Source organism: Paeniglutamicibacter sulfureus (assembly GCF_039535115.1).
In the GTDB taxonomy this organism is placed as follows: domain Bacteria; phylum Actinomycetota; class Actinomycetes; order Actinomycetales; family Micrococcaceae; genus Paeniglutamicibacter; species Paeniglutamicibacter sulfureus.
This window is the reverse complement of the sequence record NZ_BAAAWO010000001.1, coordinates 2,722,471-2,747,727: the sequence shown is the minus strand read 5'-3', so window position 1 is coordinate 2,747,727 and position 25,257 is coordinate 2,722,471. Positions and strand designations below refer to the sequence as shown.

Below are 25,257 nucleotides of genomic sequence, written 5' to 3'. Positions count from 1 at the left end.
GGACGGACAGCGAAGGAATACGGACAAGGACCATGGCAGCAACAAACATTGAAACCTGGCAATCGGCCACCGTGGCCGAGGTGCTCCCGGTCGCCGACGGCATTGCACGCATCGTGCTCATACCCTCCCTGCCGCTGAAGGCCGAGCCGGGCTCGCACGTGGACCTGATGGTTCAGGTCAACGGGGAGGCGGCCAAGCGCTCCTACTCGGTGGTCGAATCCAGCGACGACGGCACCCGTCTGGTGATCAGCGTGATGAAGGCCCCGCTCTCGCGCGGCGGCTCGATCTTCATGCACTCGCTGGTTCCCGGGCAGCAACTGGAAATCACCCAGCCGCTGCAGAACTTCCCGCTGCGCGTCGGCGCGCGGCGCTACATCCTGCTCGCCGGTGGCATCGGAATCACCGCCATCGCCAACATGGCAGCGGTGCTAAAGCGGCTGAAGGCCGACTACACCCTGGTGTACGTGGGCAGGACCCGCAGCGCGATGGCCTACCTGGACGAACTGTCCGAACTGCACGGGGACCGGCTGCAGCTGCACGTCGACGACGAGGGCAGCCCGCTGAGGGTCCCCGAGCTGGTGGGCAGCGCAGATGCGGACACCGAGCTGTACATGTGCGGGCCCATCCGGCTGATGGACGCCGTGCGCCGCAACTGGGCCGAGCGCGAACTCGATTTGCCGAACCTGCGCTATGAGACCTTCGGCAACAGCGGCTGGTACGACCCGGAGGAATTCATTGTGCGCGTCCCCAAACTGGACCTCGAGGTCGTGGTCCCGCAGGGCCGCTCGATGCTCGAGGCCCTCGAGGACGCCGGGGCGGAAATGATGTACGACTGCCGCAAGGGCGAATGCGGACTTTGCGAGGTGCGCATCACGGCGCTCTCCGGGGCCATCGACCACCGCGACGTGTTCTACTCCGAACGCCAGCAGCGGCTCTCCACCAAGATGAATTGCTGCGTCTCGCGCGCCGTCACCTCCGCCACCGGCGCCCGCTCCGACGCGGCCCACGCTGGCCCGGCCGTCATCACCATCGAGCCGAACTGATCGCCGCACCCGGGGCGCCGCACCCGGCGTCCGGCACGGGCGCGGGTTGCCCGGCCGAACAGGGCGAAATGAAGGCAGACATCGTGAAAGGAACGGCCGTGGCCCAGACCCCAACCCCGCCCGTACTCGACTTCGTGGCTACCATCGACGTCGAGGTCTCCCCGACCATCGACATCGGCACCACCGCCCAGGGCATCCGCCGGGTGGCCCCGATCCGCGGCGGGACGGTGACCGGCCCGGGCCTGTCCGGGAAGGTGCTCGATGCCGGGGCCGACTTCCAGCGCTACCCGGCGCACGACCTCGCGTTCCTGGAGGCCAACTACGTCCTGGAGCTGGACGACGGCCAGCGGATTCTGGTGGAAAACCGGGCTATGCGCACTGCGGACCCCGCCGACCTGGAACGCATGATGGCCGGCGAAACCGTCGATCCCTCCCGCGTCTACTTTCGTTGCGTGCCCGGCCTCTCGGCCGACGACTCCGGGCCGCACGCCTGGATGAACCGCACGCTGTTCCTGGGCGTCGGCGAGCGCCTGGCGACCGGCGTGCGCATCGACGTATTCCGCGTGCGGTAGCCGATCCCCGTCGGCGGCGGGGATCCGGCGGTGTGCCTCCGCTACCCTTGAACAAAGCCCGAAGCCCGAGGAGAACCGCCTTGTCCTGCTGCCACCCCGCCGACCGTCCGCGTCCTGCCACCGCGGGAGCCGCTGCCCCCGCCGCGGACCCGGCCGCGCCCTCCGGCGTGCTCGACGAAGGCCCGCGGACGGTGGGAGAGGTTGCGCTGGCCGGCGGGCGCTTTGCCATGGGGGACGCCTTCGACGAGGGGTACGCGCAGGACGGCGAGGTCCCGGTGCACGCCGTTCGACTTTCCCCCTTCGCGATCGATGCCACCACGGTGACCAACACCGAGTTCGCCCGGTTTGTGGAGGCCACCGGGTACCGCACCGAGTCGGAGGTCTACGGGTTCTCCGCGGTGTTCCACCTGCTGGTCCGGGCGCCGAAGCGGGATATCGTGGGCACCGCCGAGGGCGCCGGTTGGTGGCTCACGGTGCGCGGGGCCGACTGGGCCCATCCGCACGGGTCCGAATCCAGCTGGCGGGACGCCGCCGACCATCCGGTGGTCCAGGTCTCGTGGAACGACGCGCGGGCCTACTGCGCCTGGGCAGGCCGGTCCCTGCCCACCGAGGCCCAATGGGAATACGCCGCCCGCGGCGGTCTCGAATCCCGGCGCTACCCGTGGGGCGACGAGCTGCACGGGCCGGACGGGGAACACCTGTGCAACATCTGGCAAGGCGAATTCCCCACGCACAACACGCTCGGTGACGGCTTTCAGGGCACCGCCCCGGTCAAGTCCTTTCCGCCCAACGGCTTCGGGCTGCACGAAGTCAGCGGCAACGTGTGGGAATGGTGCGCCGACTGGTTCCTGCCCAAGTACTACCGCAATTCGCCCGACGCCGACCCGGCCGGGCCCAGCATCGGGCGGGGGCGGGTCATGCGCGGCGGGTCCTTCCTCTGCCACGACTCCTATTGCAACCGCTACCGGCTTTCGGCGCGCACCTCCAACAGCGCGGACTCGGCCAGCAGCAACACCGGCTTCCGCACCGTCGCCCGCACGGGCTGACGGGCGGAAGCCGGCCGGCTATTCGAAGACCCGGGCCATCTCCCGGTCCAGTTCCAGCACCTGTTCCGGGTTGTAGTCGGCCTTGGCGCCCGGGGTGTAGTGCACCCGGTGCAGGGTCCCGGAGTAGCGGAAGGCGCCGTGGCGCCGGGACAGCTCCCAGTCCACGGGGCCGCCGCGGTCCAGCCCCACGCTGATCCCGGCAAACGGCGCCATCCCGGTCAGCTGCAGCAGGTTCTCCAGCCGCGCCGTTTCCACCCCGTCCACGAGCAGCCGCACATCCCACTTGATCCCGGGCCGCGCGATGAAATCGAGGGTGACCAGGTGGCTGCCGGGCTCCAGCGGTGCGCCGATGCACAGCATCTTCCCGTACTGGTTGTAGGCCAGGGTCAGGTTCCCGTCCTCGGTGTACAGCACGTAGCCGCCACCCTGGTCGCCGTGGGCGACGAGCACGCCGGCGGCTCCCGGCCCGTGGTCGATGGCCACGTCGACGGTGAAGGAACGCAGACGGATCAGCTTGGCGGAGCGGAAGCGCTCCAGCGTGGGGGCGCCGGGGTACAGGGTCACCGGTGCCTCGAGCAGCAGCTCGGTGGCGGGGCGGTTCCGGTTGAAGGAGCCGTCGTCGTTCAGCGGGAACACCTGGTTGTGCCAGGCGGCGGCCCGCCAGCGTTCGGCCAGCTCGCGCACCTTCTGCGGGTGGGCGGCTGCCACGTCGATGGTCTCGGTCGGGTCGGCTGCCAGCTCGTAGAGCTCCCAGGTGCCCTGCTCCCAGCCGGGCCCGTTGGGTTCGGGGGCCACGGCCTTCCAGTTGCCGTCGAGGAGGGCGCGCCGGCCGTTGAGCTCGGTGTACTGCTCGGTGTGTGCCGAGTCCAGGGTCGGCTCGCGCAGCCACCTATCGAAGGGGATCCCGTCGGTTTCCTGGGCCGGGACCCCGTGGCGCTGCTGCAGCGGGGAGACACCGGCGAGGGTCAGCAGGGTCGCGCCGACGTCGGTGGCGTAGGCGTACTGGTGGCGGATCCCGTCATCGCCCGCGGCCTTCGGCAGTCCGGCCGGCCAGGACAGCAGCATCGGCACGCGCGTGCCGCCGCCGTAGGTGTGCATCTTGTAGAGCCGGAACGGGGTGTTGGAGGCGTAGGCCCATCCGCGCGGGTAGTGCACGTAGGCCCGCGGCCCGCCGATCAGTTCCGGGTCGCGGGCCACGTCGGCGTCCCAGTCCTCGGGCAGGCCGAAGCGCGGGGCGCCGAAGCGGCTGAAGTAGCTGCGCGTGCCGGTGTCCCCGCCCTCGGCGGTGGCCCCGTTGTCGGAGGTGAACACGATGATGGTGTTCTCGTATTCGCCGGTGGCCTTCAGGTGGTCGGTGATCCGCTTGAGGTTCTGGTCCACGTTGTCCACGGCAGCGGCGTAGGCCTCCATGTAGCGGGCGAAGAGTTGGCGCTGTTCCGCCTCCAGCTCGTCCCAGGGCACCACCTCGGCGCCCGGCTCGGTGTTGCGCGGCGCGCAGGCGGTGCCCTCGGGGAAGAGCCCGGCGGCGATCTGGCGGGCGAAGCGCGCGGAGCGGATATGGTCCCACCCGGATTCGTAGCGTCCGCGGTATTTTTCCAGGTCCGCGGCCTTGGCCTGCAGCGGGCCGTGCACGGCCTGGTGGGCGAAGTAGAGGAAGAAGGGCTTGGCCGGGTCGTTGGCGCGCAGCTCGCCGATCATGCCCAGCGCCTTGTCCGTCAAATCGTCGGTGAGGTAGTAGTCCGCGGGGTATTCGTCGATGACCACCTGGCTGTTGTCGGAGATGATCCGGTGCGGGTGGAAGAGCGAGGTGAACCCGTCCATGCAGCCGTAGTAGCGCTCGAAGCCGCGGGCCAGTGGCCAGCTGTCCTTCGCCGCCCCGTCGTGCATCTTCGATTCCACGGTCAGGTGCCACTTGCCGACCATGAAGGTCGCGTATCCGCCGGCCCGGAAGTTCTCCGCCAGCGTCGGGGCATCGGCGGGAAGCTCCATGGCGGTGTTGGGGAACCCGGGATCCATGTGCGGGACGTAGGCGAAGCCGGCGCGGTGCGGGTTCATCCCCGTGAGCAGCGCCGCCCGGGCCGGGGCGCACATCGGCGGGGTCTGGTAGTTGCCCAGCCGGAAGCCGTCCTCGGCAATCTCGGCCAGCGTGGGGGTGTCGATCTCGCCGCCGAAGGGCGAGATGTCGCTGTATCCCATGTCGTCCATGAGCATCACGATCACGTTCGGCGCCCCCCGCGGTGCGCGCACCGGCGGCTTCCAGGCCGGGACCGAGTCGCTGGCCTTTTCGGAGACCTCCCCGGTGAAGGAGCCGTACCCGCGCACGGGGAAGGGGCCGGAATTTATCTGGGCGGACATCGTGGGACTTCTCTTTCGCTGGATTTCGTGGGACAACGTGCCGGCACCCCGGCCACCGCGGTGCTGCGGTGGCCGGGGTGGCCGGTCGGCTGTTAGGAGAGGCTGGTCTTCGAGCTTTCGCGGGTCAGCAGCACCGCGACCAGCCCGATGGCCATCACGACCATCCAGAACCCGGCGACCAGGCCGAATCCTCCGCCGGCGGCGATGACAAGCCCGGAGGCGATCATCGGGGTGAACCCGGCGCCGACCACCGAGGCGCCCTGGTAGGCCAGCGAGGCACCGGTGTAGCGGACGTGGGTGGGGAACTGTTCGGCCACAAAGGCGCCGATCGGGCCGTAGAGCAGGCCCTGGACCAGTCCGTTGCCCACAACGATCGCGACAGCGAAGCCCCACATGGTGCCGTTGTTCAGCAGCGCCATCAGCGGGTAGGCCAGCACGATGCCGATGATGCCGGCGAAGACCAGCATGCGGCGGCGGCCCACGCGGTCGCTCATCCGGGCCGCCCAGAAGGTGACGACGAGGGTCAGCACCGCGCCGGCGGCCTTCCAGTTCAGCACGCCGGAGCGCTCAACTCCGTTGGACACCGCGATCGAGACGCCCCAGACGGTCAGCAGGCCCTGGCAGCAGTAGAAGCTGACGGTGGCCAGCAGGGCCAGCACCACGGCGCGCGGGTGGTTGCGCAGCACGTCCAGCAGCGGCATCTTGCGCTTTTCGCTGGCCTCGGCGAGCTTGTTGAACATCGGCGTTTCGGCGACCTTGAGCCGGATGACCATGCCGACGGCGATCAATGCAGCGCTGAGCAGGAACGGGATGCGCCAGCCCCACGTCAGGAACTGGTCCCCGGTGGCGGCGGACACGGCGGAGACCACCAGGGTCGCCATGATCGCGCCGGCCGGGCCGCCCGCGTTGGCGAAGGACGTGGCAAACCCGCGCTTGGACTGCGGGGCGTGCTCCAGGGCCATGAGCGCGGCCCCTCCCCATTCGCCGCCGACCGCGATGCCCTGCACCACGCGCAGCACCACCAGCGCCGTCGGGGCGAGGATGCCGATCTGCGCCGTGGTGGGAAGCAGGCCGATCATTGTGGTGGCCACACCCATCATCAGCATCGAGAGCACCAGCATCTTCTTGCGGCCGATGCGGTCCCCGAAGTGGCCGAAGACGATGCCGCCCAGCGGACGGGCCACGTAGCCCGCGGCCAGCGTGGCGAAGGAGGCGAACAGTCCGAACGACGGGCTGAGGTCCGAGAAGAACACCTTGCCAAAGACGATCGAGGCGGCCGTGGCGTACAGGATGAAGTCGTAGTACTCGATGGCGCTGCCGACGAAGCTGGAGGCCAGGATGCGGCGCATGTCCTTGGTGTTCAGCGAATCGTGGGGAGCATGGCGTGGCGGCGTCTTTGCCGTCCCGATGGTCTTGTTGCTCATGGGGAGTTCCCTCGGTAGGTCGGATGATGATTGGCTTGCATCCAGTGTGCTCCACGCCACATGATATAGATAATCAATTGATTCAATGAGATTCATCAGGAGAACTTATGGGCGAGCTGACGCTGCGCCAGCTGCAGTATTTCGTGGCGGTCGTGGACCACGGGTCGGTCACCGCGGCTGCCGACGCCTGCCATGTTTCCCAGGCGGCGGCCTCCATGGCGATTGCGCAGCTGGAAAAATCGCTGGGGGTGGATCTGTTGATCCGCAGCCAGTCGCGCCGGCTCTCGCCCACCGCGGCCGGGACCGAGTTCGCCGCCCATGCGCGTGCGGTGCTTGAGCGCCTGGCGGAGGCCGAGGCAGTGGTGTCCGAGAGCGTGGGACAGATGCGAGGGGCCCTGCGCGTCGGCTGCAGCCCGACGCTCTCTCCCCGGCTCATTCCGCCGCTGGTGCAGTTTTTCACACGTCACCATCCGCAAATTGACCTGCGCATCAGCGAAGGGGCGCCGGTCCAGACCCAGGACGATGTCCGCCATGGGCGGCTGGACCTGGCCTTTGGCTATGCATGGCAGGCCGACACCGATCTGCGCCGCGAGCACATCGCAGACGTCCGCCTCCAGGTGATGTTGGCCGCCGGGCACCCCCTGGCCGGACGCAAGTCGGTGCACTTGGCCGAGATCGTGCACGAACCGGCCGTGATCCTCAATGTGCCGCCCACCGCCGAGCGGCTCATTGCGCTGGTCCAGTCGCTTGGGCTCGAGCTGGACATCAAGTTGACCAGCACCAACATGGAAACCATTCGCTCGTTGGTGGGACGCGGACTGGGGTTCTCGTTCGTCAACAGCGCTCCGGCCACGGGGACCACGTTCGACGGGCTGGAGGTCGTCTACATCCCGGTGGCCGATGCGATGCCGCAGAACTCCATCGTGGCGATGCTTCCTGCCGGGCATGCGGTGCCGCGCAGGGTTTCGGCGGCGCTCGAGGTGCTGCGCGACGACGTCCGGTCCCATCCCTGAACGCAGGTCGCCGGCACGACCCGCACACAGCGGCGACTGCCACCTCCGCGTTGGTCGGCCATGGCAGATCGTCGGAATCCTTGGATTGGAGGTGTTCTTACGGAGATTGGCCCGGGATGTCTGCTGCTTTCCGTGGGGATGGGCGTGGTGGTTCATGAGATCCATGGCGCGTTGTTGACGTGTCCGATGCCCGTGGTAATCGCGGACGAATAGCCGTGTCGACGCAACAACAATGCCCGGGGTACTCCGAGCGGAACGGAATATCCCAGGCGTTGCCTAGCTAGCTTGAATGGAGTGAGGCTTACCCTTGCAGGCTTGCGTTTCTTTCGCGGCGCGAGGACTCGTTGACAGGCGCCTGGATTGCCGCACCCATGTCCGCATCCAGGTTCTGGATGTCGGATCCTGAGCGGTCCTTGGCGTACAGCAGGGCAACCAGCGACATGGTCGAGAAGGACATCCAGAGCAGGGCTACCAGCCAAAGGTCCCCGCCGCCGGCGATGACCAGGGCGGTGGCGATCATGGGGGTGAATCCTGCGCCAAGTGTGGAGGCCATCTGGTAGCCGATGGAGGTTCCCGAGTAGCGCACCGCAGTCGGGAAGAGCTCGCCGGCGAAGGCGCCGTAGGGCCCGGAGGTGAAGCCCTGGACAAGGCTCAGACCCAGCACGATGGCCAGCATGAAGGCAACCGTGTTGCCCATGTCGAGCAGCGCCATGACCGGAAAGGCCAGGACAATGGCTCCTGCGTTGCCCCAAATGAGGATCTTTCGACGGCCGAGCTTGTCGCTGAGCTTCGAGGCAACGATGATGGCCAAGACGGTGAAAACGCCGCCGAAGGCCTTGATGTTCAGTACCTCGGTCTGTGCCAGGATGGCTTGCTGCACAGCGAAGGAGATAGCCCAGGCACCCATCAGGCCCTGCGCCATCTGGCCGGAAAGCCCGGACACCATGGCAATCAGCAGCGGCTTGCGGTGATGGCGGAAAAGCTCGGCAATGGGAATGCGCTTCTTGGCCTCCTGCGAAGACTTGGAAACCTCGGTAAAGACGCGGGATTCGGAGACCTTCATGCGGATGAAAATGGCCAGCATCATCAGCACGGCGGAGAACACGAACGGTACGCGCCAGCCCCAGGCCAGGAACTGTGCCTTGGGCAGGGTCGACATCGCCGAAAGGATCAGGGTGCCTAGGATGGTTCCGGCCGGCGCCCCCATGTAGGCGAAGGCGGAGGCGAAACCGCGTGAGCCCTTCTTGGAGTTCTCAAAGGCAAGCAGCATGGCCCCGCCCCATTCCCCGCCCACGGCCAGGCCCTGGAAGACACGCAGGGAGACCAACAAGATGGGCGCCCAGATCCCGATCTGTGCGGTGGTGGGCAACAGGCCGATCAGCGTGGAAGCGATGCCCATGGCCAATACGGTGGTGATCAAGATGGCCTTGCGCCCGATCTTGTCTCCCAGGTTGCCGAAGAGGAACGCGCCGAGGGGCCGGGCGATGTAGCCGACCGCCAGGGTGCCGAAGGAAACGAAGAGCGCAACGTTCGGGTCCAGGTCTGCAAAGAACACTTGGTTGAACACGATGCCTGCGGCCGTCGCGTACAAGATGAAGTCGTAGTACTCGACCGCTGTGCCGAGGAAGCTGGAAAACAGGATCCTGCGCATCTCCTTCGGATTGGCGTGATAGACCTTTCCTTCCGGTGCTGGGCTTGCCGGATCGGCAGTGCTGCTGTGGCTCATGGCGTGGTCCTTTCAGTGCTCGAAATTGGGAATTAGCGACTGGTCGCGCTGGAGGAAGACAATCGGGCGGCGGCGCGGGCGGCGGGGCCGAATGGAATGACTTCCAGGTCGTCCGGGATCGAGAGGGTCCCGGCAAAAGTCGAGCGGGCCTCTTGCCAGGCTTCCGGCGGTGAATAGCTCGGTACCAGGTGATGGAGCGCCAGGTGGGTGGCATCGGCATCGCTGGCGATTCGGCCGGCTTCCGCCGCCGTGGTGTGTGCGCGGCGGTGGTGGTCCATGGTTGCCTGCAGCATCTGTGCGTCGGAGTATTGTGCGGCAAGGACTTCCAGATTGATGGCCTCGTGTAGCAATAGGTCGGTGCCCCGGGCAAGGCGAACCACGTTGCTGCAGGGTGCGGTATCCCCGGATATGGTTACGGATCCGCCAACGGTCTCGAAGCGGAAGGCGTAGGCCGGGGCGGTGGGATGGTGGGAGACCAGAATGGCCGTGACGGTCACATGTTCGTCCCGGAAGACTTCGATGGGTTCCATCTCGGGGGCGACGTCGGTGTCGGGGTCAAACCCGATTCCCCCGGGCAACCGGATCTCTCGCGGATCGAACTGCGCCGCAGGGGAAACCGCGAGGGAGTCGAAGATCCGGTCGTTGCAGTCGGTCGCGTAGGCCGAAAGGATGCCTGACACCAGACCCTCGATGCCGGGTGTTGGGCGATGCGGGGCAATCGGCGTTGGGGTGGCCGTGGCCCGCGGGGAGAGCGGCGGCAGCTTGCCGCGGTCGCCCGGTCCGACGATGGGAATCGGTCCGCGGAGGCTGTTTTTGAGTTCGAACGCCCCGAAGAGGAGCAAGGAGGGCAGATCGACGGTGTGGTCGGAGTGCATGTGGGTGATGAAGATACCGCCGAGGTTCGACATCGATAGGCCGGCTGCATTCGCCTGGCGGCCGGCACCCTGACCACAGTCGACCAGGTACCAGGTTTCGCCGACCACCACCGCAGTGGCAATACCGAACCGCGGCGTACCCTCGTGGTCCTTCCACCAGCGGGGTCCGCCCGCGGTGCCGAGGGTGACTACATAGGGAATCATCGGAGATGGGCTGGCATCGGTCATGGTGGAGCTTCTCGCTTTCCGGCGGGTGGATGAATAAGTCGGAGACGGGGCTCCTGGCAGGAAGGCTTGCGTGCCGACTTATTGCTTGACTCCATCTTGGTGTCGCCCATCACATTTGCCTAGCTAGAATAGTTGCACGCGGTCATAAGGAGAGCTAATGAGCGAAATCACGCTGCGGCAACTCGAGTACTTCGCGGCGATCGCGGAAACCCAGTCGGTCACCAATGCGGCCCGTCATTGCCATGTCAGCCAAGGGGCGGTGAGTCTGGCGCTGGGACAGTTGGAGCATGCCCTGGGAGTCACGCTTGCGATGCGGCAGCGGGGCCGCGGCATTGCGCTGACGCCAGAGGGGCAGGAGGTTGCCACGCGGGCTCGATTCATTGCCGACCAGGTCGAACGGCTGCGCGACGCCGTCTCCAAGGCGCACACCGGCCTGTCGGGGCGGCTGAGTATCGGGGTTTTCACGACGTTGGCGGTCCACGTGGTCCCGCATCTCATCGATTGGTTCTGCGCTCGCCACCCCGAGGTGCAGCTGGTGTTCGTCGAGGGCAGCGGCCCCGAAATCCAGGAGGCATTGTTTGCCGGGCGCACGCAGCTGTCAATCGGCTACGAGACCCAGTTCGGCCAAGACTGCACGATGGAAGTGCTCCAGGAATTCCACCGGAAGGTCGCTGTGAGCCCTTCGCATCCGCTGGCAGAATACGAGGAAATTGGTTTTGCCCAGCTTGCCCAATTCCCTGCGGCCTTCCTGAACCTGGAACCGGCACTGCAGCATACGCTGGCGGAATTCCAGCGTCATGGCGTCACCGCGAACGTCGGCTGGCTTCTGGCCAACGTGCCCTCCATCCATTCGATTGTGGGCCGGGGATTGGCCTACTCGCTGCTGATGCAACCGACCGAGAACAGCATGGAGGATCGCCCGCTGGTCTTCCGTTCCCTCTCCGATGAAACCCAGGCCAACTCGCTGGTGGCAGCGGTGCCCACGGGCGTCAGTCGCAGTGCCATGGTGGCGGAAGCGCTGGCCGCCCTGCATGCCCAATGGAAATGAGGCAGGTCGGGCCGGATGCCTTCCGGACGGGAATCCGCCCGGATGCTGTCCGGGTATCTGCCGTGGATTGGAATTTGCGGATCGGCGGCGCTCCGCACGCTTCTCCAGTGGAAGAAATTGGGGTGGCGGATCCTGAAGGTCTACGGCTTGGGACCATGGCCGGACATCGGCCATCCGCTATTACTGAAAATGTAGGGGACGAGTCCGCGGCGCCGCTGGAGGTCAACCAATCCTGATGGCCCGAACACCCAGCGCATGGTTCCTGCCCGCCGCCTTGCCGGTCCGGTCCAGGATCGAGGTGATGAGCTCTAGGGGTGGCGGGTGATCCGGCAGCGCGGCAAGGTAGGCTTCATGTGCGCCGAGCGAGGCGACCGCGAGGTCCACCGACTGCTTGCTGACGGGTATGGCGTGGGTGTTTCGGGACTCGGTGACCAACAGCCATGAGACTGACCACGCTTCGTCCACCGCTTCGCCGCCGGGGGTGCGAAAGAGCCATGGGTTGTCAGCGTCCCGGATTGCGTCCACGATGGCAAGCCCCGCAGCCCTGTGGTCCGCGTGGTTGAGTCCCCATGGGGTCTCCAGGTCCCACGTCATGGTCATGACCGCATCGGGTTTGAATCGGCGAATGTGCATGGCAATTCGCTGCCTCAGGGCAAGCCCCGGTTCCAGCAGCCCATCGGGAAAATCCAGGATGGCCAAGTCGGAAACCCCCACGATTTCGCAAGCGCGCCTTTGTTCTTCGGCGCGAAGGGGACCCGCGGCGGCCGGTGGCAGGTTCCGTATGCCTGATTCGCCCGATGTCAGCAAGAGATAGCCCACCTCGACTCCCTTGGAAGTCCACTCGGCCACGACGGCCGAAGCGCCGTATTCCATGTCGTCGGGGTGCGCCACCACGCATAACACGCGTTGCATGGCTGAATCGTCCAAAATCGGAAGCGGTTTTACTGGACCGAAATCTTTTGCAACCGCGGAATCCTTGCCCATTCATTCAGTGTAGGGCTTCATGCATTGCCTCTGGCGCGGTGGTTTCGGGCGATCCACCGCTGTTTCCCCGGGCAAGGGACGCTTTCCCGGCAGCCCCCTATTTCTCACGAGCCTTGAACCATGCCGCTGTAGCGGCCATGGCTACTTCAGCTGCAGGGCTCAGGTGTCGGTCGCGGGAACCAGTGCGCGTCCGATGCCGCGCACCGCGGTCTGCAGGGCCATCACCGCAGCGGGCAAAAGGTCCGAGCCGCGCGGAAGCACCACCGCCAGGACCGCCAGCGCATGGCCGCGGCCATCGAGGATCGGTGCGGCGGCGCCGGTGGATTCCGGGTCGATGAGCCCGTCGAAGGTCGCGTACCCGCTGCGCCGGATCTCGGCCAGCTCGTGGCGCAGCTTCGGGTGGCGGGCCAGCATGGCCTCGCCGTGGCGTGCGAGGTACCCCTCCAGCACGCTGGCGGGGGAGTAGGCCAGCAGGGCCATGCCCATGGAGGTCAGGTGGACCGGCATGCGGCCAGCCACGTTGGCCTGGTTGACCACCGATCCGGGGCGCGAGAGCCGCTCGATGACCAGCACGTCGTCCTCGTGCAGCACCGCCAGCTGGGTGTTCTGGCCCACCAGCTGGTTGATGTCCTCCATGAAGGGCAGGGCCGCCTGGCGCAGGCTCAGCGTCGAGGCGCTGCGGTTGGCCAGTTCCCACAGCCGCAGCCCGAGGCGCACTTGGCCGTCGGTGTCGCGGGCCAACAGGCCGTGGGCAACCAGGTTCTCCAGCAGCCGGTAGGTGGTCGCCCGGGGCACATCGGCGCGGCGGGCGAGCGCGTTGACCGTCAACGTGGGATTTTGCGCGTCAAAGGCATCGAGGATCCGCACGAGGCGGTCCAGCATCGAGTCGCCGCTGCGCGAATTGGCCATGAAACCACTGTAGAACAGTTGGAATCCGGTATTGGCCGCGAGGGACAGCGGACGCGCGGCAGCGCCGCGTGGAGATTAAAGTAACCGCGGCCAATCTTCCGGATTTCGGCGGACAAAGCCTACGATGAGCACAGCAGGCAACCAGGTGCAATAGGTTCATCCGACCCCGCTTTTTGCTGTTTGACAAGCGGTTCCCCGTCCCGTGGACCCACATGTGGCAACACCTGGTCCACCGACCAAAGGAGAAGCACGTGGCCGAGCCAGAAGACCCCGGGAAGAAGCTGAACGAACGTCCCGAATCCATGCCCGAGCGCAGCCGCTTCGGCGTCAGTGAACGGCGCAAGGACCCGGTCGCCGAGGAATTCCGTGCCCCGATCACCAGCACCGAACTGAGCAAGGGGCCCGGCGAACTCGTCGAGCATGCTGGCCCCACGGTCAACTGGCGCGTCTTCCTGATCTCCGCGGCCATCATCCTCGCCTTTTCCATCTGGGCCATCATCGTGCCGGACAACGCTGCTGCCTCGATGCGGGCGGCTGTCTCCTGGATCTCGATCAATCTCGGCTGGTTCTACGTCGTGACGGTCACCCTGGTCGTCCTTTTCGTCCTCTGGGTCGCCTTCTCCAAGGAGGGTAGCGTCAGGCTGGGACCCGACCACTCGCGACCGCAGTACAACCTCTTCACCTGGGTTGCCATGCTCTTTGCCGCCGGCGTGGGCATCGACATGCTCTTCTACTCGGTGACCGGACCCATCACCCAATTCATCGCCCCGCCCTCCGTCGACGCCGAGTCGGCCGCCGCAGCGCAGGACGCGGTCGTGTGGACGATGTTCCACTACGGCATCGCCGGCTGGTCCATGTATGCGCTGCTGGGCATGGCCATGGGCTACTTCGCCTACCGCTGGGGCATGCCGCTGTCGATACGCGCGGCCCTCTACCCGCTGCTGGGCAAGCGCGTGCGGGGGGTGACGGGCGATGTCATCGACATCTTCGCCCTGGTCGGCACCGTGTTCGGCGTGGCAACCTCGATGGGCATCGGCGTGGTGCTGCTCAACGTCGGGTTCTCCTGGCTCTTTGGCCTGCCCGAGGGCCTGGCCCTGCAGATCGCCCTGGTGTTGGTGGCGGTCATCATGACCATTGCCGCCTGCACTTCCGGGGTCGACAAGGGCATCCGGCTGGTCTCCGAGCTGAACCTCTGGTCGGCTGCGGCCATGATGCTCTACATCCTGATCACCGGCAAGACCTCCTTCCTGCTCACCGCCTTGGTGGAGAACATCGGGCGCTTCATCTTCACGCTGCCCGAACGCACCCTGCAGACCTTCGCCTACGAGGACGGCGGGGCCGAGTGGATGGGCAGCTGGACCCTCTTCTTCTGGGCGTTCTGGCTGGCCTGGGGCCCATTCGTCGGCCTCTTCCTGGCCCGCATCTCCCGTGGCCGCACGCTGCGCGAATTCGTCATCGCCGCGATCACCGCCCCGGTGCTCTGCGACTTCTTCATCGTCTCGATCTTCGGCAACAGCGCCATGAGCGAGGTGCTCGGCGGCAACACGGAGTTCGCGAAGCTGGCCATCGAGAGCCCGGAACACGGCTGGTACGCGTTGCTGGAGATGTTCCCCGGCGCCCCGTTCCTGATCGGCCTGGCCACGCTCTCGGGCCTGCTCTTCTACCTGACCAGCGCCAACTCCGGCGCGATGATCATGTCCAACTTCTCCTCATCCATCCCCGACCCCTCGCAGGACGGGGCCAAGTGGCTGCGCATCTTCTGGGCGCTGGTCACTGCGGTGCTGACCGTGGCGATGCTGATAGCAGGCGGGGTGACGACCATGGAGCACGCGACGCTGATCTTCGCGCTGCCGGTGACGATCATTGCCTACCTGGTCATGGCCTCCTTCTCCAAGGTCCTGCGGATGGAACGCGCCGAGCGCGAGGGCCACGTCATGCGCCGCCGCTCGGTCGCCGCGCACGGCGGGGCCGCCCCGGAGAAGACCTGGCGCCAGCGGATGGCGCAGCTGCGCGCCTACCCGTCCAACAAGGCCGTCGCGCAATTCGTGGAGCGGACCATCCACCCGGCCCTGGAAGAGGTGGCGGGCGAGTTCAACAAGCTGGGCTACCAGGCGGAGCTGACCTCCACGCCGAACGCCAAGACGCACATCGACGAACACACGCTGCTGGTCCACATGCACGACCACCGCAACTTCCACTACCAGGTGGCGGCGGTGGAGGCGCCGGTGCCCGCGTTCGGCGCGCGCACCGTGTCCCGCGAGGTCGATGTGTACTTCCGCCTCGAGGTCTTCACCCAGACGGGAACCGAGGGGTACGACCTGATGGGCCTGAGCAAGCAGCAGGTCATCAACGACGTGCTTGACCGCTACGAGGCGCACCTGTCGTTCCTGAAGTACTCCTCCGAGCACGACTACGCCTCGATGCTCACGCCCCCGCGCCCGGCCACGGGCATGATCCCGCAGGTGGACGCCGCCGCCGACGAGGAGGAAGGGAAGGGCCGGGAGTAGCGGGGCGCCGCGGGGGACTCAGCCGTTCCGGGCTTCCCCCGCATCTGATCCAGCGAGAAGTACCGCATATTCTCCGGAAGGTTGCCAACGATAGGACGAAGGTAGTCGATTGTAAGTAGCCGCCCCCGCTCGCGGCCTGCTGAGTGCAGTAGACGCTTCTCAGTTGTCCACAACGCGTCTGCACAATCAGCCTAGAGTTCCGGAGAGGCGCACAGACTTGAAATATGGATCTATTGATTCAGGAACAAAGGCCTTCAGATGAGGTCTTGCCTGGCCGCAAAAGGATGCTGCGGTCGATTTCAGAACCCTTCGTTCTGGCTACGCCTGCCGGAGTTCGAATCCGTACTCGGCTCCGCCCAACAGCCGCCGAAGAATCCGCCTTAGCGATGATTGGCGAGCACCTTGGACGCCTATATCGTTCGGACCTCGCGGAACGAGTGTCCCTTGGACTTGTTCCGGCCGCTCAACGCCAACGCACACAACGTAAGCGGGCCATCACCAGCCGCTCGTCTTCCCGGTGGGCCGGAGCCATTACACGCTCTGCCGAAGATCAATATCAGCTCGCCATGCGTGCATTAGCTGCCGAAATCTCCCAGCTGCGCTCAACTGTCGATGCCTTGCAAAAGAGAATCGATGTACCGGTTGGAGCCAAAATTAATGGGATTCGCGGATATCAGAGTCGATCAGAGAGGTTTCGAAAGACACGTCGACTGGCCCAGATCAAAGGACGGCTCGCTGTTGCGGAAGAATCCCTCGGGGCCGGCAGGCCACGGATCACAGTGGGTGGTCGGAGGCTCTGGAAAACACGAAATCACCTAGACGAAGCTAGCCTGACTCAAGATGAATGGGCGCAAAAATGGGTAGCAGCTCGGCTTTTCCTAACTGCTGATGGTGAAACAGGGAAACGTGGAGGCAACGAGACAATCCGTATTGGTGCCAACGGCGGCATGGTGTTGAAGGTGCCGGCTCCGCTTTGCGAGACCCTGGGGGACCACCTTGCTCTCGAGGTACCGGTGACGTTCGCCCACCGACGCAGCGAATGGGAGGATCGGGCCGCTAATAATCGGTGTATTCGATACGACATAAGTTACGACCCGGTGAAAGAGCGTTGGTATGTGGATGCATCCTGGAGCTACGGCGATACTCCAGTCCCAAGGCTGGAAACACTGATATCGACTGGACTGGTCGGCGTGGATTTGAATGCCGATCACTTGGCTGCCTGCCGTCTGGATGCCTCAGGTAATCCGGTCGGGGCACCGATCAGCATCCCTCTGGAACTGGCAGGTAGGTCGGCTGGCTCCCGGGACGGGCAATTGCGGGCATCGATCACTGCTTTGCTGGATTTCGCTCGGGATACAGGTTGCCAAACCATTGCTGTCGAGGACCTGAATTTCCAGCGGGCACGGGACACCGGACGGGAAACCATGGGCCGAGGTGCCCGCGGCAAACGATTCCGCCGTACCGTCAGTAGTATCCCAACTGGCAGGTTTCGCGACCGGTTGGTGTCGATGGCCGCCAATCGGGGATTATGCGTGATTGCCGTGGATCCGGCCTATACCTCTCGGTGGGGTAGCCAGCACTGGCAGAAACCACTACAAGCTTCCGGTGGAACGGTGACACGGCACCATGCCGCGTCCGTGGCCATCGGCAGGCGTGCCCTTGGGTACCCGATCAGGCGACGGGAGGACGGACCCCGCACACGACAGAGGACGCTTGCGGGCGAGCCCAGTCCCAGGCCCGGTCAGGCGCGCAGGGGTCCAGCCGTCGTCATAGGCCGGGTTCGCCCAGCGGCCACGAGCCGCCAGGGTCCGCCGGGAACCAGATGATGGAGGACTCCCAGGACCGTTTGGGGAGCAGGCGCGCGATTCATGTGCGCAAAGTAGAGGAACGGTTGAGATGCATGATGCCGATTCGGTTTTGTGGCCAGTGCGATGCATACGACACCCCCGACGGGCGGGTACTGTATGTGCGCTGCGGCGCCGGTTGCGGTGCCCGGCGCATCGACCTCCAGGGTCCGTCCACTCTAGCGGGGAGTCCACGGCCGTATCGGGGTGGCGCGGGCAATATGGGTCAACCCCTTGATGGCCGACCCTCCCGGTGATAAAGTTCATTTAGTGAACAAGCGTTCGCGATGCGAACAAATCGACCAGGAAGCCAGGACCCCACATCATGAAGCAGGCGTACCTCTACGACGCGATCCGCACCCCCTTCGGCAAGATCGGCGGAAGCCTTTCCTCGCACCGCCCCGACGACCTGGCCGCGCACGTGGTCCGCGAGCTCGTTGCCCGCGCGCCGCAGCTGGATCCGGCTTCCATTGACGAATCGATCTTCGGCAACGCCAACGGCGCCGGCGAGGAAAACCGCAACGTGGCCCGCATGGCCACCCTGCTGGCGGGCCTGCCCACCTCGCTGCCCGGCACCACCATGAACCGCCTCTGCGGCTCCTCGCTGGACGCGGCCATCGCCGCCGCCCGCCAGGTCAACACGGACGACGCGGACCTGGTCCTGGTCGGCGGCGTCGAATCCATGAGCCGCGCCCCGTGGGTGCTGCCCAAGACCGAGCGTCCCTTCCCGATGGCCAACCTGGAACTTGCAAACACCACCCTGGGCTGGCGCCTGGTCAACCCGGCCATGCCCAGTCAATGGACCGTGTCCCTGGGCGAGGCCACCGAACAGCTGCGCGAAAAGTACGAGGTCACCCGCGAGGACCAGGACGAGTTCGCAGCGCTCTCACACACGCTGGCAGCCGAGGCCTGGGCCAACGGCAAGTACGACAACCTCGTGGTCTCCGTGCCCCCGGCCAACAAGCGCGGCACCGAGGTGACGATGGATGAGACCATCCGCCCCGGTTCCACCGCCGAGACCCTGGCCGGGCTGCGCCCCGTCTTCCGCGACGCCGCCACCGGAACCGTCACCGCCGGCAACGCCTCGCCGATGTCCGATGGCGCCTCCGCAGCCTTCATCGGTTCCGAGCGCGGCGGCGAGCTGCTGGGAGCTGCCCCGCTGGCCCGCATTGCCGGCCGCGCGTCCTCGGCACTTGACCCGCAGTACTTCGGCTTCGCCCCGGTGGAGGCCGCCAACAAGGCGCTGGCCAAGGCCGGGATCTCCTGGTCCGACGTCGCAGCAGTGGAACTCAACGAGGCCTTCGCCGCCCAGTCGCTGGCCTGCGTCCGCGCCTGGGACATCGACGCCGGAATCGTGAACGCCTGGGGCGGCGCGCTGTCCATCGGCCACCCGCTGGGAGCCTCGGGCCTGCGCATCCTGGGCACCCTGGCACGCCGCCTGCAGGAGAACAACCAGCGCTGGGGCGTTGCAGCCATCTGCATCGGCGTCGGCCAGGGCCTGGCCGTCGTGCTGGAAAACCCGAACGCCGCCTAGGCACCCTCGGGGGAGTTGAACCCCCCCCATCCCCTGACCGAACAGATTTAGGAGAGAACAACTTATGGCACCACGTATTGCCACTTCGGCGGCCGAAGCCGTCGCCGATATCAAGGACGGAGCCACAGTGCTCATCGGAGGCTTCGGCAACGCCGGCCAGCCGATGGAACTGATCGACGCACTCATGGAGTGCGGCGCCAAGGAACTGACCGTCGTGAACAACAACGCCGGGCAGGCCGACGCCGGCCTGGCCCTGCTCATCAAGGAACGCCGGGTCAAGAAGGTCATCTGCTCCTTCCCGCGCCAGTCCGATTCCTGGCACTTCGACGAGGCCTACCGCGCCGGCGAGCTCGAACTCGAGCTGGTCCCGCAGGGCAACCTGGCCGAACGCATCCGCGCCGCCGGCGCCGGCATCGGCGGGTTTTTCACGCCCACCGGCTACGGCACCATGCTTGCCGAGGGCAAGGAAACGCGCATGATCGATGGCAAGGGCTACGTGCTCGAGACCCCGATCAGTGCCGACTTTGCCCTCATCAAGGCGCTGCGCGCCGATGAGCTGGGCAACCTGGTCTACCGCAAGACCGCCCGCAACTTCGGGCCCATCATGGCCACCGCCGCGAAGCAGGCCATCGTGCAGGTTTCCGAGATCGTCCCCGCCGGGCAGATCGATCCGGAAACCGTGATCACCCCCGGCATCTTCGTCGATACCCTCGTCACCATCGGAGGCACCAAGTAATGAGCCAGTACAACTCCACCGAGGCCGCGCTGACCCGCGACGAAATGGCCAAGCTGGTCGCCGCCGACATCCCGGCCGGCGCGTTCGTGAACCTGGGCATCGGCCAACCGACCAACGTGTCCAACTTCCTCACCACCGAGCAGGGCGTCACCCTGCACACCGAGAACGGCATGCTGGGCATGGGCCCGGTCGCCACCGGCGAGGACGTCGACGAGGACCTGATCAACGCCGGCAAGATCCCGGTGACCGAGCTGCCCGGCGCCAGCTACTTCCACCACGCAGACTCCTTCGCGATGATGCGCGGCGGGCACCTGGACGTCTGCGTCCTTGGGGCCTTCCAGGTCTCGGCCGAGGGCGACCTGGCGAACTGGCACACCGGCGCTCCGGGCGCGATCCCGGCAGTCGGCGGGGCCATGGATCTTGCCATCGGTGCCAAGCAGACCTGGGTCATGATGGGCCTGTTCACCAAGACCGGTGAGTCCAAGCTGGTCGAGGCACTTTCCTACCCGGTCACCGGGCTGGGTTGCGTTTCGCGCATCTACACCGAGTCCGCGATCTTCGTCATCGACGAATCCGGGGTCACCGTTCGTTCGACGCACGGCATCACCTTCGAGGAACTCGACGCCAAGATCCCGGTGGACCTGATCAAGGCATAGCCCTGCAAGTCTGAAAGAATGGGGGCCGCCGAAAGAACGCCCCCATTCTTTTTGCCTTCCCCCGTCCATGTATTTTGGGCGGCAACCACCGATGAATACACAGGAGCCATTCGCCATGAGCCAGGATGCAGGAACCGCCGCAGCTGGCGGCTCCACCTCGGTCCAGTCCCTGGCCCGAGGCCTGGATGTCATCTGCGCCTTCGACGCCGAGCACCCCTCGATGACCCTGAGCGAGGTCGCCAAGCGCACCAACCTCTCCCGTGCCACGGCCCGCCGCTTCCTGCTGACCCTGCAGGAGCTTGGCTACGTGCGCGGGGACGGGAAGTTCTTCGAACTCACCTCCAAGGTCCTGCAGTTGGGATACTCCTACCTCTCCAGCGCCACGCTGCCGCAGCTGATGGAACCGGTGCTCGAGGAACTCTCCTCGCAGGTCCACGAGTCGGCCTCCGCCTCGGTGCTCGAGGGCAGCGAGATCCTCTATATCGCCCGGGTGCACACCCGCTCGATCATGCGCGTGGGCATCAGCGTCGGGACGCGTTTCCCCGCGGCCAACACCTCAATGGGCCGGGTGCTGCTGGCCTACCAAGCGCCCGGGGTGCTGGAGCAATTGCTGGCCGCGGGGGTGAGCGCGCCGACCGGACACGGGATCGGCAGCGTTGCGGAACTGCGCGAGGAACTCGAGCGCGTGCGCACCCAGGGCTACGCGATCGTCGACCAGGAACTCGAGGTGGGCCTGCGTTCGGTCGCGGTCCCGGTGTTTGCGGCCGACGGGGCCGTGGTCGCCGCGATGAACGTGTCCATGGGCGTGGGGCCGCAATCGCCGGTCAGTGCGCAGGACGCCGCGGCGCGCGTGTTGCCCGCGTTGCAGCGGGCCGCGCACCAGGTCCAGGAAGCACTGGCCGCCAGCCGCTAGGCGGAATCGGCGGAAGTGGCGACCCCGGTGGCCCGCGCCGGCACGGCAAGGGTGCGACGCGCGGCAAACTTCGCCGGTGCCGGACCGCTGCCGTCGGCCAGGTCCGCCAGGATCCTCCCGATGACCGGCGTGAACTTGAATCCGTGGCCGGAAAACCCGGCACCGATCACCAGTGGCCCGATGCGGTCCAGGACAAAATCCTCGTCCGGCGTGGTGGTGTAGGTACAGCTGACCTCAGTGAAGGAATCGGCATCGACGCCCGGGAGCCACTGCCGGGCGTAGTCCTGCAAGGCACGCAGCTGGAGCGGCTCGGCGGCGAAACTTCGCCGGTCGGGATGCGTCAACGCCCCGGTTCCGTGCCAGCCCGCCTTGATCCCCTCGCCGGGTGTCAGCATGCCGTAAACCGGGGAGTAGGCATTTTCAAAGCCGGGGGAACCCGGAACCAAGGTGTGGTTGAAGCCGGGCCACACATCCTCCTGCCGTCGCCGGGCAAAGTGCACCGGCTGTTCCTGCGTGATGCGCAGGGCCGGCAGGCGCACCGATCCGGGGAGCAGCTGGCCGGTCCAGGCGCCCGCGGTGACAACGACGCTGCGGGCCTCCACGGTTTCACTGCCTTCCGCGGTTTCCAGGGCCAGGTGGACCTCCCTGTCCCCGGTGATTTTCATCCCGGCGACCCGCACCCCGTGGCGGATGAGGGCGCCGTGCCGCTGCGCCACCTGCTGGAAGGACGGCAGGGCCAGGTCGGGGTTGAGCTGCCCGCCGTCGGGCATGTGCAGCGCGGGGCCCGTGAAGCGAAGGCCGCTCCAGCGCTCACCTGCCTCCGCGGCCGACAGTTCCTCCGCCGCGATGCCCGCAGCCGTCAGGGACGCCAGCACCCGTGCCTGTTCCCGCGGGGCGCCGTGGTTGACGATTCCCGCGCGCGTCACCTGGGTCTGGCCGCTTTGCTCGCCGAGCAGGTCCCAGAGTCCGAGTGCCTCGGCGAGCATGGACACGTAGACCGGATCCGCATAGCCAAGGTTGAGGTTCCGGGTACTGCCGTGGGATGCGCCCAGGGTGTGCCCGGGGGCGAACTGCTCCAGCAGCGTGACCTCGCGGCCGCGTGTAGCCAGCGCCCAGGCGGTGGCCGAGCCCATGGCCCCGCCGCCAACCACTACGGTATCCAAGCGGGTAACCATGTCGCGTGTTCCTTCCGTCGAACCACCAACCAGTCTATGCATCAGCCCGCCTGTCCGCCGCCGAGGCGCATGCCCGTGCATTGCCGCACGGCACATGTGCCCAAACGGGCCACCTCATCCCGGGTGCAAACGCTTCCAACTTCACTGTGACCTGGGCCATACTCGGAGGCGTGATCGGCAAGCGGCAATTGCCCCAGGTGCCGTCCGTGGAACCTTCGGAGGTTGGAAGTGGCTTCATCTCGCCCCAGCAGTGACAGTATCCAGGAGCGCAAGGGACTCAAGCGCGTCGTGGTCGCCTCGATGGCCGGAACGGTCGTCGAATGGTACGAGTTCTTCCTGTACGCGACGGCGGCAACGCTCGTCTTCAACAAGATCTTCTTCCCCGAGGCAGCCAACGAGCTCGACAACATCATCAAGGCGTTCCTGACCTACGCCGTGGGCTTCATTGCCCGGCCCATCGGCGGCATCGTCTTTGGCCACTTCGGGGACAAGTACGGCCGCAAGCACCTGCTGCAGGTGGCCATCATCCTGGTGGGCGTCACCACCTTCCTGATGGGCTGCCTGCCGACCTTCGACGCCATCGGCTACGCGGCGCCGATCTTGCTGGTGGTCCTGCGCTTCTTCCAGGGCTTTGCCGTCGGCGGCGAATGGGGCGGGGCGGTGCTGCTGGTCGCCGAGCACGCACCGGACAAGGAACGAGGGTTCTGGGCATCGTGGCCCCAGGCCGCGGTGCCGGCAGGCAACCTGCTCGCCACCATCGTGCTGCTGGTGCTCTCCTCCACACTGTCCGAGGAGGCCTTCCTGGCCTGGGGCTGGCGGATCGGCTTCTGGCTCTCGGTGGTCATCGTCGCGGTGGGCTACTACGTGCGCACCCGGATCTCCGACGCCCCGATCTTCCAGGAGGCCAAGGCTGAGCTGGAGCAGAACGCCGAGGCCGGCTACGGCGTGGCCGAGGTCTTCCGCCGCTACCCGCGCGGCGTGTTCACCGCCATGGGCCTGCGGCTGGGCGAGAACATCCTCTACTACATGGTGGTGACGTTCTCCATCACCTACCTCAAGACCCAGCTGAAGATGGACACCTCCACGATCCTGCTGCTGATGCTGGTGGCACACCTGATCCACTTTGCGGTCGTTCCGGTGATCGGGCGCTACACCGACAAGCTGGGCCGCCGCCCGGTCTATGCCCTGGGCGCCGCGCTCATGCTGGTCTGGGGATTCGTGGCCTTCCCGCTGTTCAACACGCAGAACGACTTCGTGATCCTGCTGGTGGTCGTGGCGGGCCTGCTGGTCCACGGCCTGATGTACGCCGGGCAGCCGGCCATCATGGCCGAGATGTTCCCGACCCGCATGCGCTACTCCGGGGTCTCCCTGGGCTACCAGGTCACCTCGATCGTGGCCGGCTCGATGGCACCGATCATCGCCACCTTCCTGCTGAGCATCTACGGGTCGTGGGTGCCGGTGGCGATCTACATCGGCATAGCGGCGATCATCACCCTGGCCGTCGTGTACTCCATGCGTGAAACCAACGGTATTTCCCTGCACGACATCGACGAGGCCGACCGGGCCCGGACGATCGTCATCAACACGGAGGCTTCGGAGGCCGCGGCGCGCGACAGCGTGAAGTAGTACCGAGACATGAGGCAACAATGCCTGTGGGAAGCGGCCATGGCCGCTTCCCACAGGCATTTGCGCGCCCGGGTTCCTACGCGGTGGCATCTCCCATGGCCGCAACCGCCGCCAGCACCGCCGGGTTGCGCAGCGCCTCTTCGCGCCCGACCACCCAATAAGTGGCGGCATGTGCATAGTTGCCCGGCAACAGACGCACCAGATCGGCCTCGAGGTCGGCCAGGAAGTCCGGCAGGATGCCGATCCCGGCCGAGGCCTTGGTCGCCGCAATATGGGAGAACACGCTGGTGGAGGTGATGCCCCGGGGCATCGGCGGCAGCGCTTCGGTCGCACTGTCCAGCTCGTCAATGGTCAGCGCGGATTCCACATAGTAGTTCAGGCGGTGCGAGACGAGATCGGCAAGCCCCTGCGGTTCCCCGTGGTCGGCAAGGTACTCGCGGGAGGCATAGAGCCCCAGGTGGTAGGTGAGCAGCTCGGTCGCCACCGCCTTGTGCACGTGGGGCTTGCCCACCACCACTTCCAGGTCGACTCCTGAACGGGTTTGCCTGGCCCTCTGGGTTGCGCTCATCAGCTCGACTGCCAGCCGTGGATGCTTGCGTTGCAGGGCGGCCATGGCCGGGGTCGCAAAATGCGCGGCGAAGGCGTCCGGCACCCCGATGCGAACCGTTCCGGCGAGTTCGCCGGTGGCACGGGTCTCGGTGAGGCCCGTCAGTGCCCGCTCGATGTCCTCGGCGACCCCCAGGGCGCGACGTCCCAGGTCAGTGACCTCCCAACCGGAGGGTGTGCGCGTGAGCACGCGGCCGCCCACTGCCTTTTCGAGGGCGGCAATGCGGCGCGACACCGTCGAGTGGTTGACGCCCAGCACGTCGGCCGCCGCGGTGTAGCGCCCGAGTCGGGCCACCGAGAGAAAAGTGATCAAGGATTCCAGATGGTGGTGGTCAAGGGTGCGTTCCATGCACTCATTGTGCGTTGACGCACATGAGTGGTGCAAACCTGGGCCCATCTTGTGCGTTGAACGGCAAGAAGTGGGCACATAGTGTGGT

At 66.3% G+C, this 25,257-nt stretch carries 19 protein-coding genes; 11 read left to right on the top strand and 8 right to left on the bottom strand.

What is annotated here, in order from left to right:
• The first annotated feature begins 32 nt into the window (after positions 1 to 32).
• From ABD687_RS12520 to ABD687_RS12510, 3 genes are all read left to right on the top strand, one after another.
• A complete protein-coding gene (locus ABD687_RS12520) occupies positions 33 to 1,043 on the top strand; it encodes a PDR/VanB family oxidoreductase (protein ID WP_310290724.1) in 1,011 nt (336 codons plus the stop codon).
• Positions 1,044 to 1,141: 98 nt separating this feature from the next.
• Positions 1,142 to 1,615, top strand: coding sequence for a DUF3237 domain-containing protein (locus tag ABD687_RS12515; RefSeq protein ID WP_310290727.1), 474 nt, complete (start codon positions 1,142 to 1,144; stop codon positions 1,613 to 1,615).
• Between the two features lie 167 nt (positions 1,616 to 1,782).
• Positions 1,783 to 2,661: a formylglycine-generating enzyme family protein gene (locus tag ABD687_RS12510; RefSeq protein WP_310293432.1), complete on the top strand. Its 879-nt coding sequence runs from the start codon at positions 1,783 to 1,785 to the stop codon at positions 2,659 to 2,661.
• Between the two features lie 18 nt (positions 2,662 to 2,679).
• Here the strand turns inward: ABD687_RS12510 and ABD687_RS12505 are convergent, their stop codons facing one another.
• Positions 2,680 to 5,016: an arylsulfatase gene (locus tag ABD687_RS12505; protein ID WP_310290728.1), complete on the bottom strand. Its 2,337-nt coding sequence runs from the start codon at positions 5,014 to 5,016 to the stop codon at positions 2,680 to 2,682.
• Positions 5,017 to 5,108: 92 nt separating this feature from the next.
• Complete coding sequence (locus tag ABD687_RS12500) at positions 5,109 to 6,440, bottom strand: MFS transporter (RefSeq protein ID WP_310290731.1); 1,332 nt, start codon at positions 6,438 to 6,440, stop codon at positions 5,109 to 5,111.
• A 107-nt stretch (positions 6,441 to 6,547) separates the two neighbouring features.
• Between ABD687_RS12500 and ABD687_RS12495 the strand changes: the two genes are divergently transcribed.
• Positions 6,548 to 7,453 (top strand): LysR family transcriptional regulator, encoded by a 906-nt coding sequence (locus ABD687_RS12495; protein ID WP_310290732.1) that lies wholly within the window; start codon positions 6,548 to 6,550, stop codon positions 7,451 to 7,453.
• Positions 7,454 to 7,754: 301 nt separating this feature from the next.
• On the opposite strand, the gene ABD687_RS12490 is transcribed toward ABD687_RS12495, so the two are convergent.
• Entirely contained in the window at positions 7,755 to 9,179 is a 1,425-nt protein-coding gene (locus ABD687_RS12490; protein ID WP_310290734.1) for an MFS transporter, read from the bottom strand.
• Between the two features lie 32 nt (positions 9,180 to 9,211).
• Positions 9,212 to 10,282 (bottom strand): MBL fold metallo-hydrolase, encoded by a 1,071-nt coding sequence (locus tag ABD687_RS12485; protein ID WP_310290737.1) that lies wholly within the window; start codon positions 10,280 to 10,282, stop codon positions 9,212 to 9,214.
• Between the two features lie 157 nt (positions 10,283 to 10,439).
• On the opposite strand from ABD687_RS12485, the gene ABD687_RS12480 reads away from it, so the two are divergent.
• Positions 10,440 to 11,330, top strand: a complete 891-nt coding sequence (locus tag ABD687_RS12480; protein WP_264268684.1) for a LysR family transcriptional regulator — start codon at positions 10,440 to 10,442, stop codon at positions 11,328 to 11,330.
• Between the two features lie 222 nt (positions 11,331 to 11,552).
• Here ABD687_RS12480 and ABD687_RS12475 read toward each other — a convergent pair whose 3' ends face one another.
• Both ABD687_RS12475 and ABD687_RS12470 read right to left on the bottom strand, forming a co-directional pair.
• Positions 11,553 to 12,242 (bottom strand): PIG-L deacetylase family protein, encoded by a 690-nt coding sequence (locus ABD687_RS12475; RefSeq protein ID WP_310290739.1) that lies wholly within the window; start codon positions 12,240 to 12,242, stop codon positions 11,553 to 11,555.
• 231 nt (positions 12,243 to 12,473) lie between these two features.
• Positions 12,474 to 13,223 (bottom strand): IclR family transcriptional regulator, encoded by a 750-nt coding sequence (locus ABD687_RS12470; RefSeq protein ID WP_302263899.1) that lies wholly within the window; start codon positions 13,221 to 13,223, stop codon positions 12,474 to 12,476.
• Positions 13,224 to 13,525: 302 nt separating this feature from the next.
• Between ABD687_RS12470 and betT the strand changes: the two genes are divergently transcribed.
• The 5 genes from betT (at position 13,526) to ABD687_RS12445 (ending at position 21,413) form a co-directional block, all read left to right on the top strand.
• Positions 13,526 to 15,730: a choline BCCT transporter BetT gene (betT, locus tag ABD687_RS12465; protein ID WP_310293434.1), complete on the top strand. Its 2,205-nt coding sequence runs from the start codon at positions 13,526 to 13,528 to the stop codon at positions 15,728 to 15,730.
• Between the two features lie 2,169 nt (positions 15,731 to 17,899).
• A complete protein-coding gene (locus tag ABD687_RS12460; RefSeq protein ID WP_264268687.1) occupies positions 17,900 to 19,108 on the top strand; it encodes a thiolase family protein in 1,209 nt (402 codons plus the stop codon).
• A gap of 64 nt (positions 19,109 to 19,172) precedes the next feature.
• Positions 19,173 to 19,844: a 3-oxoacid CoA-transferase subunit A gene (locus ABD687_RS12455; RefSeq protein ID WP_264268688.1), complete on the top strand. Its 672-nt coding sequence runs from the start codon at positions 19,173 to 19,175 to the stop codon at positions 19,842 to 19,844.
• Entirely contained in the window at positions 19,844 to 20,500 is a 657-nt protein-coding gene (locus ABD687_RS12450; protein WP_264268689.1) for a 3-oxoacid CoA-transferase subunit B, read from the top strand. Before ABD687_RS12455 ends, ABD687_RS12450 begins: the two co-directional genes overlap by 1 nt.
• A 115-nt stretch (positions 20,501 to 20,615) precedes the next feature.
• Positions 20,616 to 21,413, top strand: a complete 798-nt coding sequence (locus tag ABD687_RS12445) for an IclR family transcriptional regulator domain-containing protein (RefSeq protein WP_264268690.1) — start codon at positions 20,616 to 20,618, stop codon at positions 21,411 to 21,413.
• On the opposite strand, the gene ABD687_RS12440 is transcribed toward ABD687_RS12445, so the two are convergent.
• Entirely contained in the window at positions 21,410 to 22,588 is a 1,179-nt protein-coding gene (locus ABD687_RS12440) for an FAD-dependent oxidoreductase (RefSeq protein WP_310290746.1), read from the bottom strand. The two genes, ABD687_RS12445 and ABD687_RS12440, sit on opposite strands and share 4 nt — an antisense overlap.
• Before the next feature lie 228 nt (positions 22,589 to 22,816).
• Between ABD687_RS12440 and ABD687_RS12435 the strand changes: the two genes are divergently transcribed.
• Positions 22,817 to 24,214 carry an MFS transporter gene (locus ABD687_RS12435; protein ID WP_302263910.1) on the top strand — a complete coding sequence of 466 codons (1,398 nt, stop codon included), beginning with the start codon at positions 22,817 to 22,819 and terminating at the stop codon, positions 24,212 to 24,214.
• Positions 24,215 to 24,290: 76 nt separating this feature from the next.
• Here the strand turns inward: ABD687_RS12435 and ABD687_RS12430 are convergent, their stop codons facing one another.
• Entirely contained in the window at positions 24,291 to 25,169 is an 879-nt protein-coding gene (locus ABD687_RS12430; protein WP_310290749.1) for a LysR family transcriptional regulator, read from the bottom strand.
• Positions 25,170 to 25,257 lie beyond the last annotated feature (88 nt).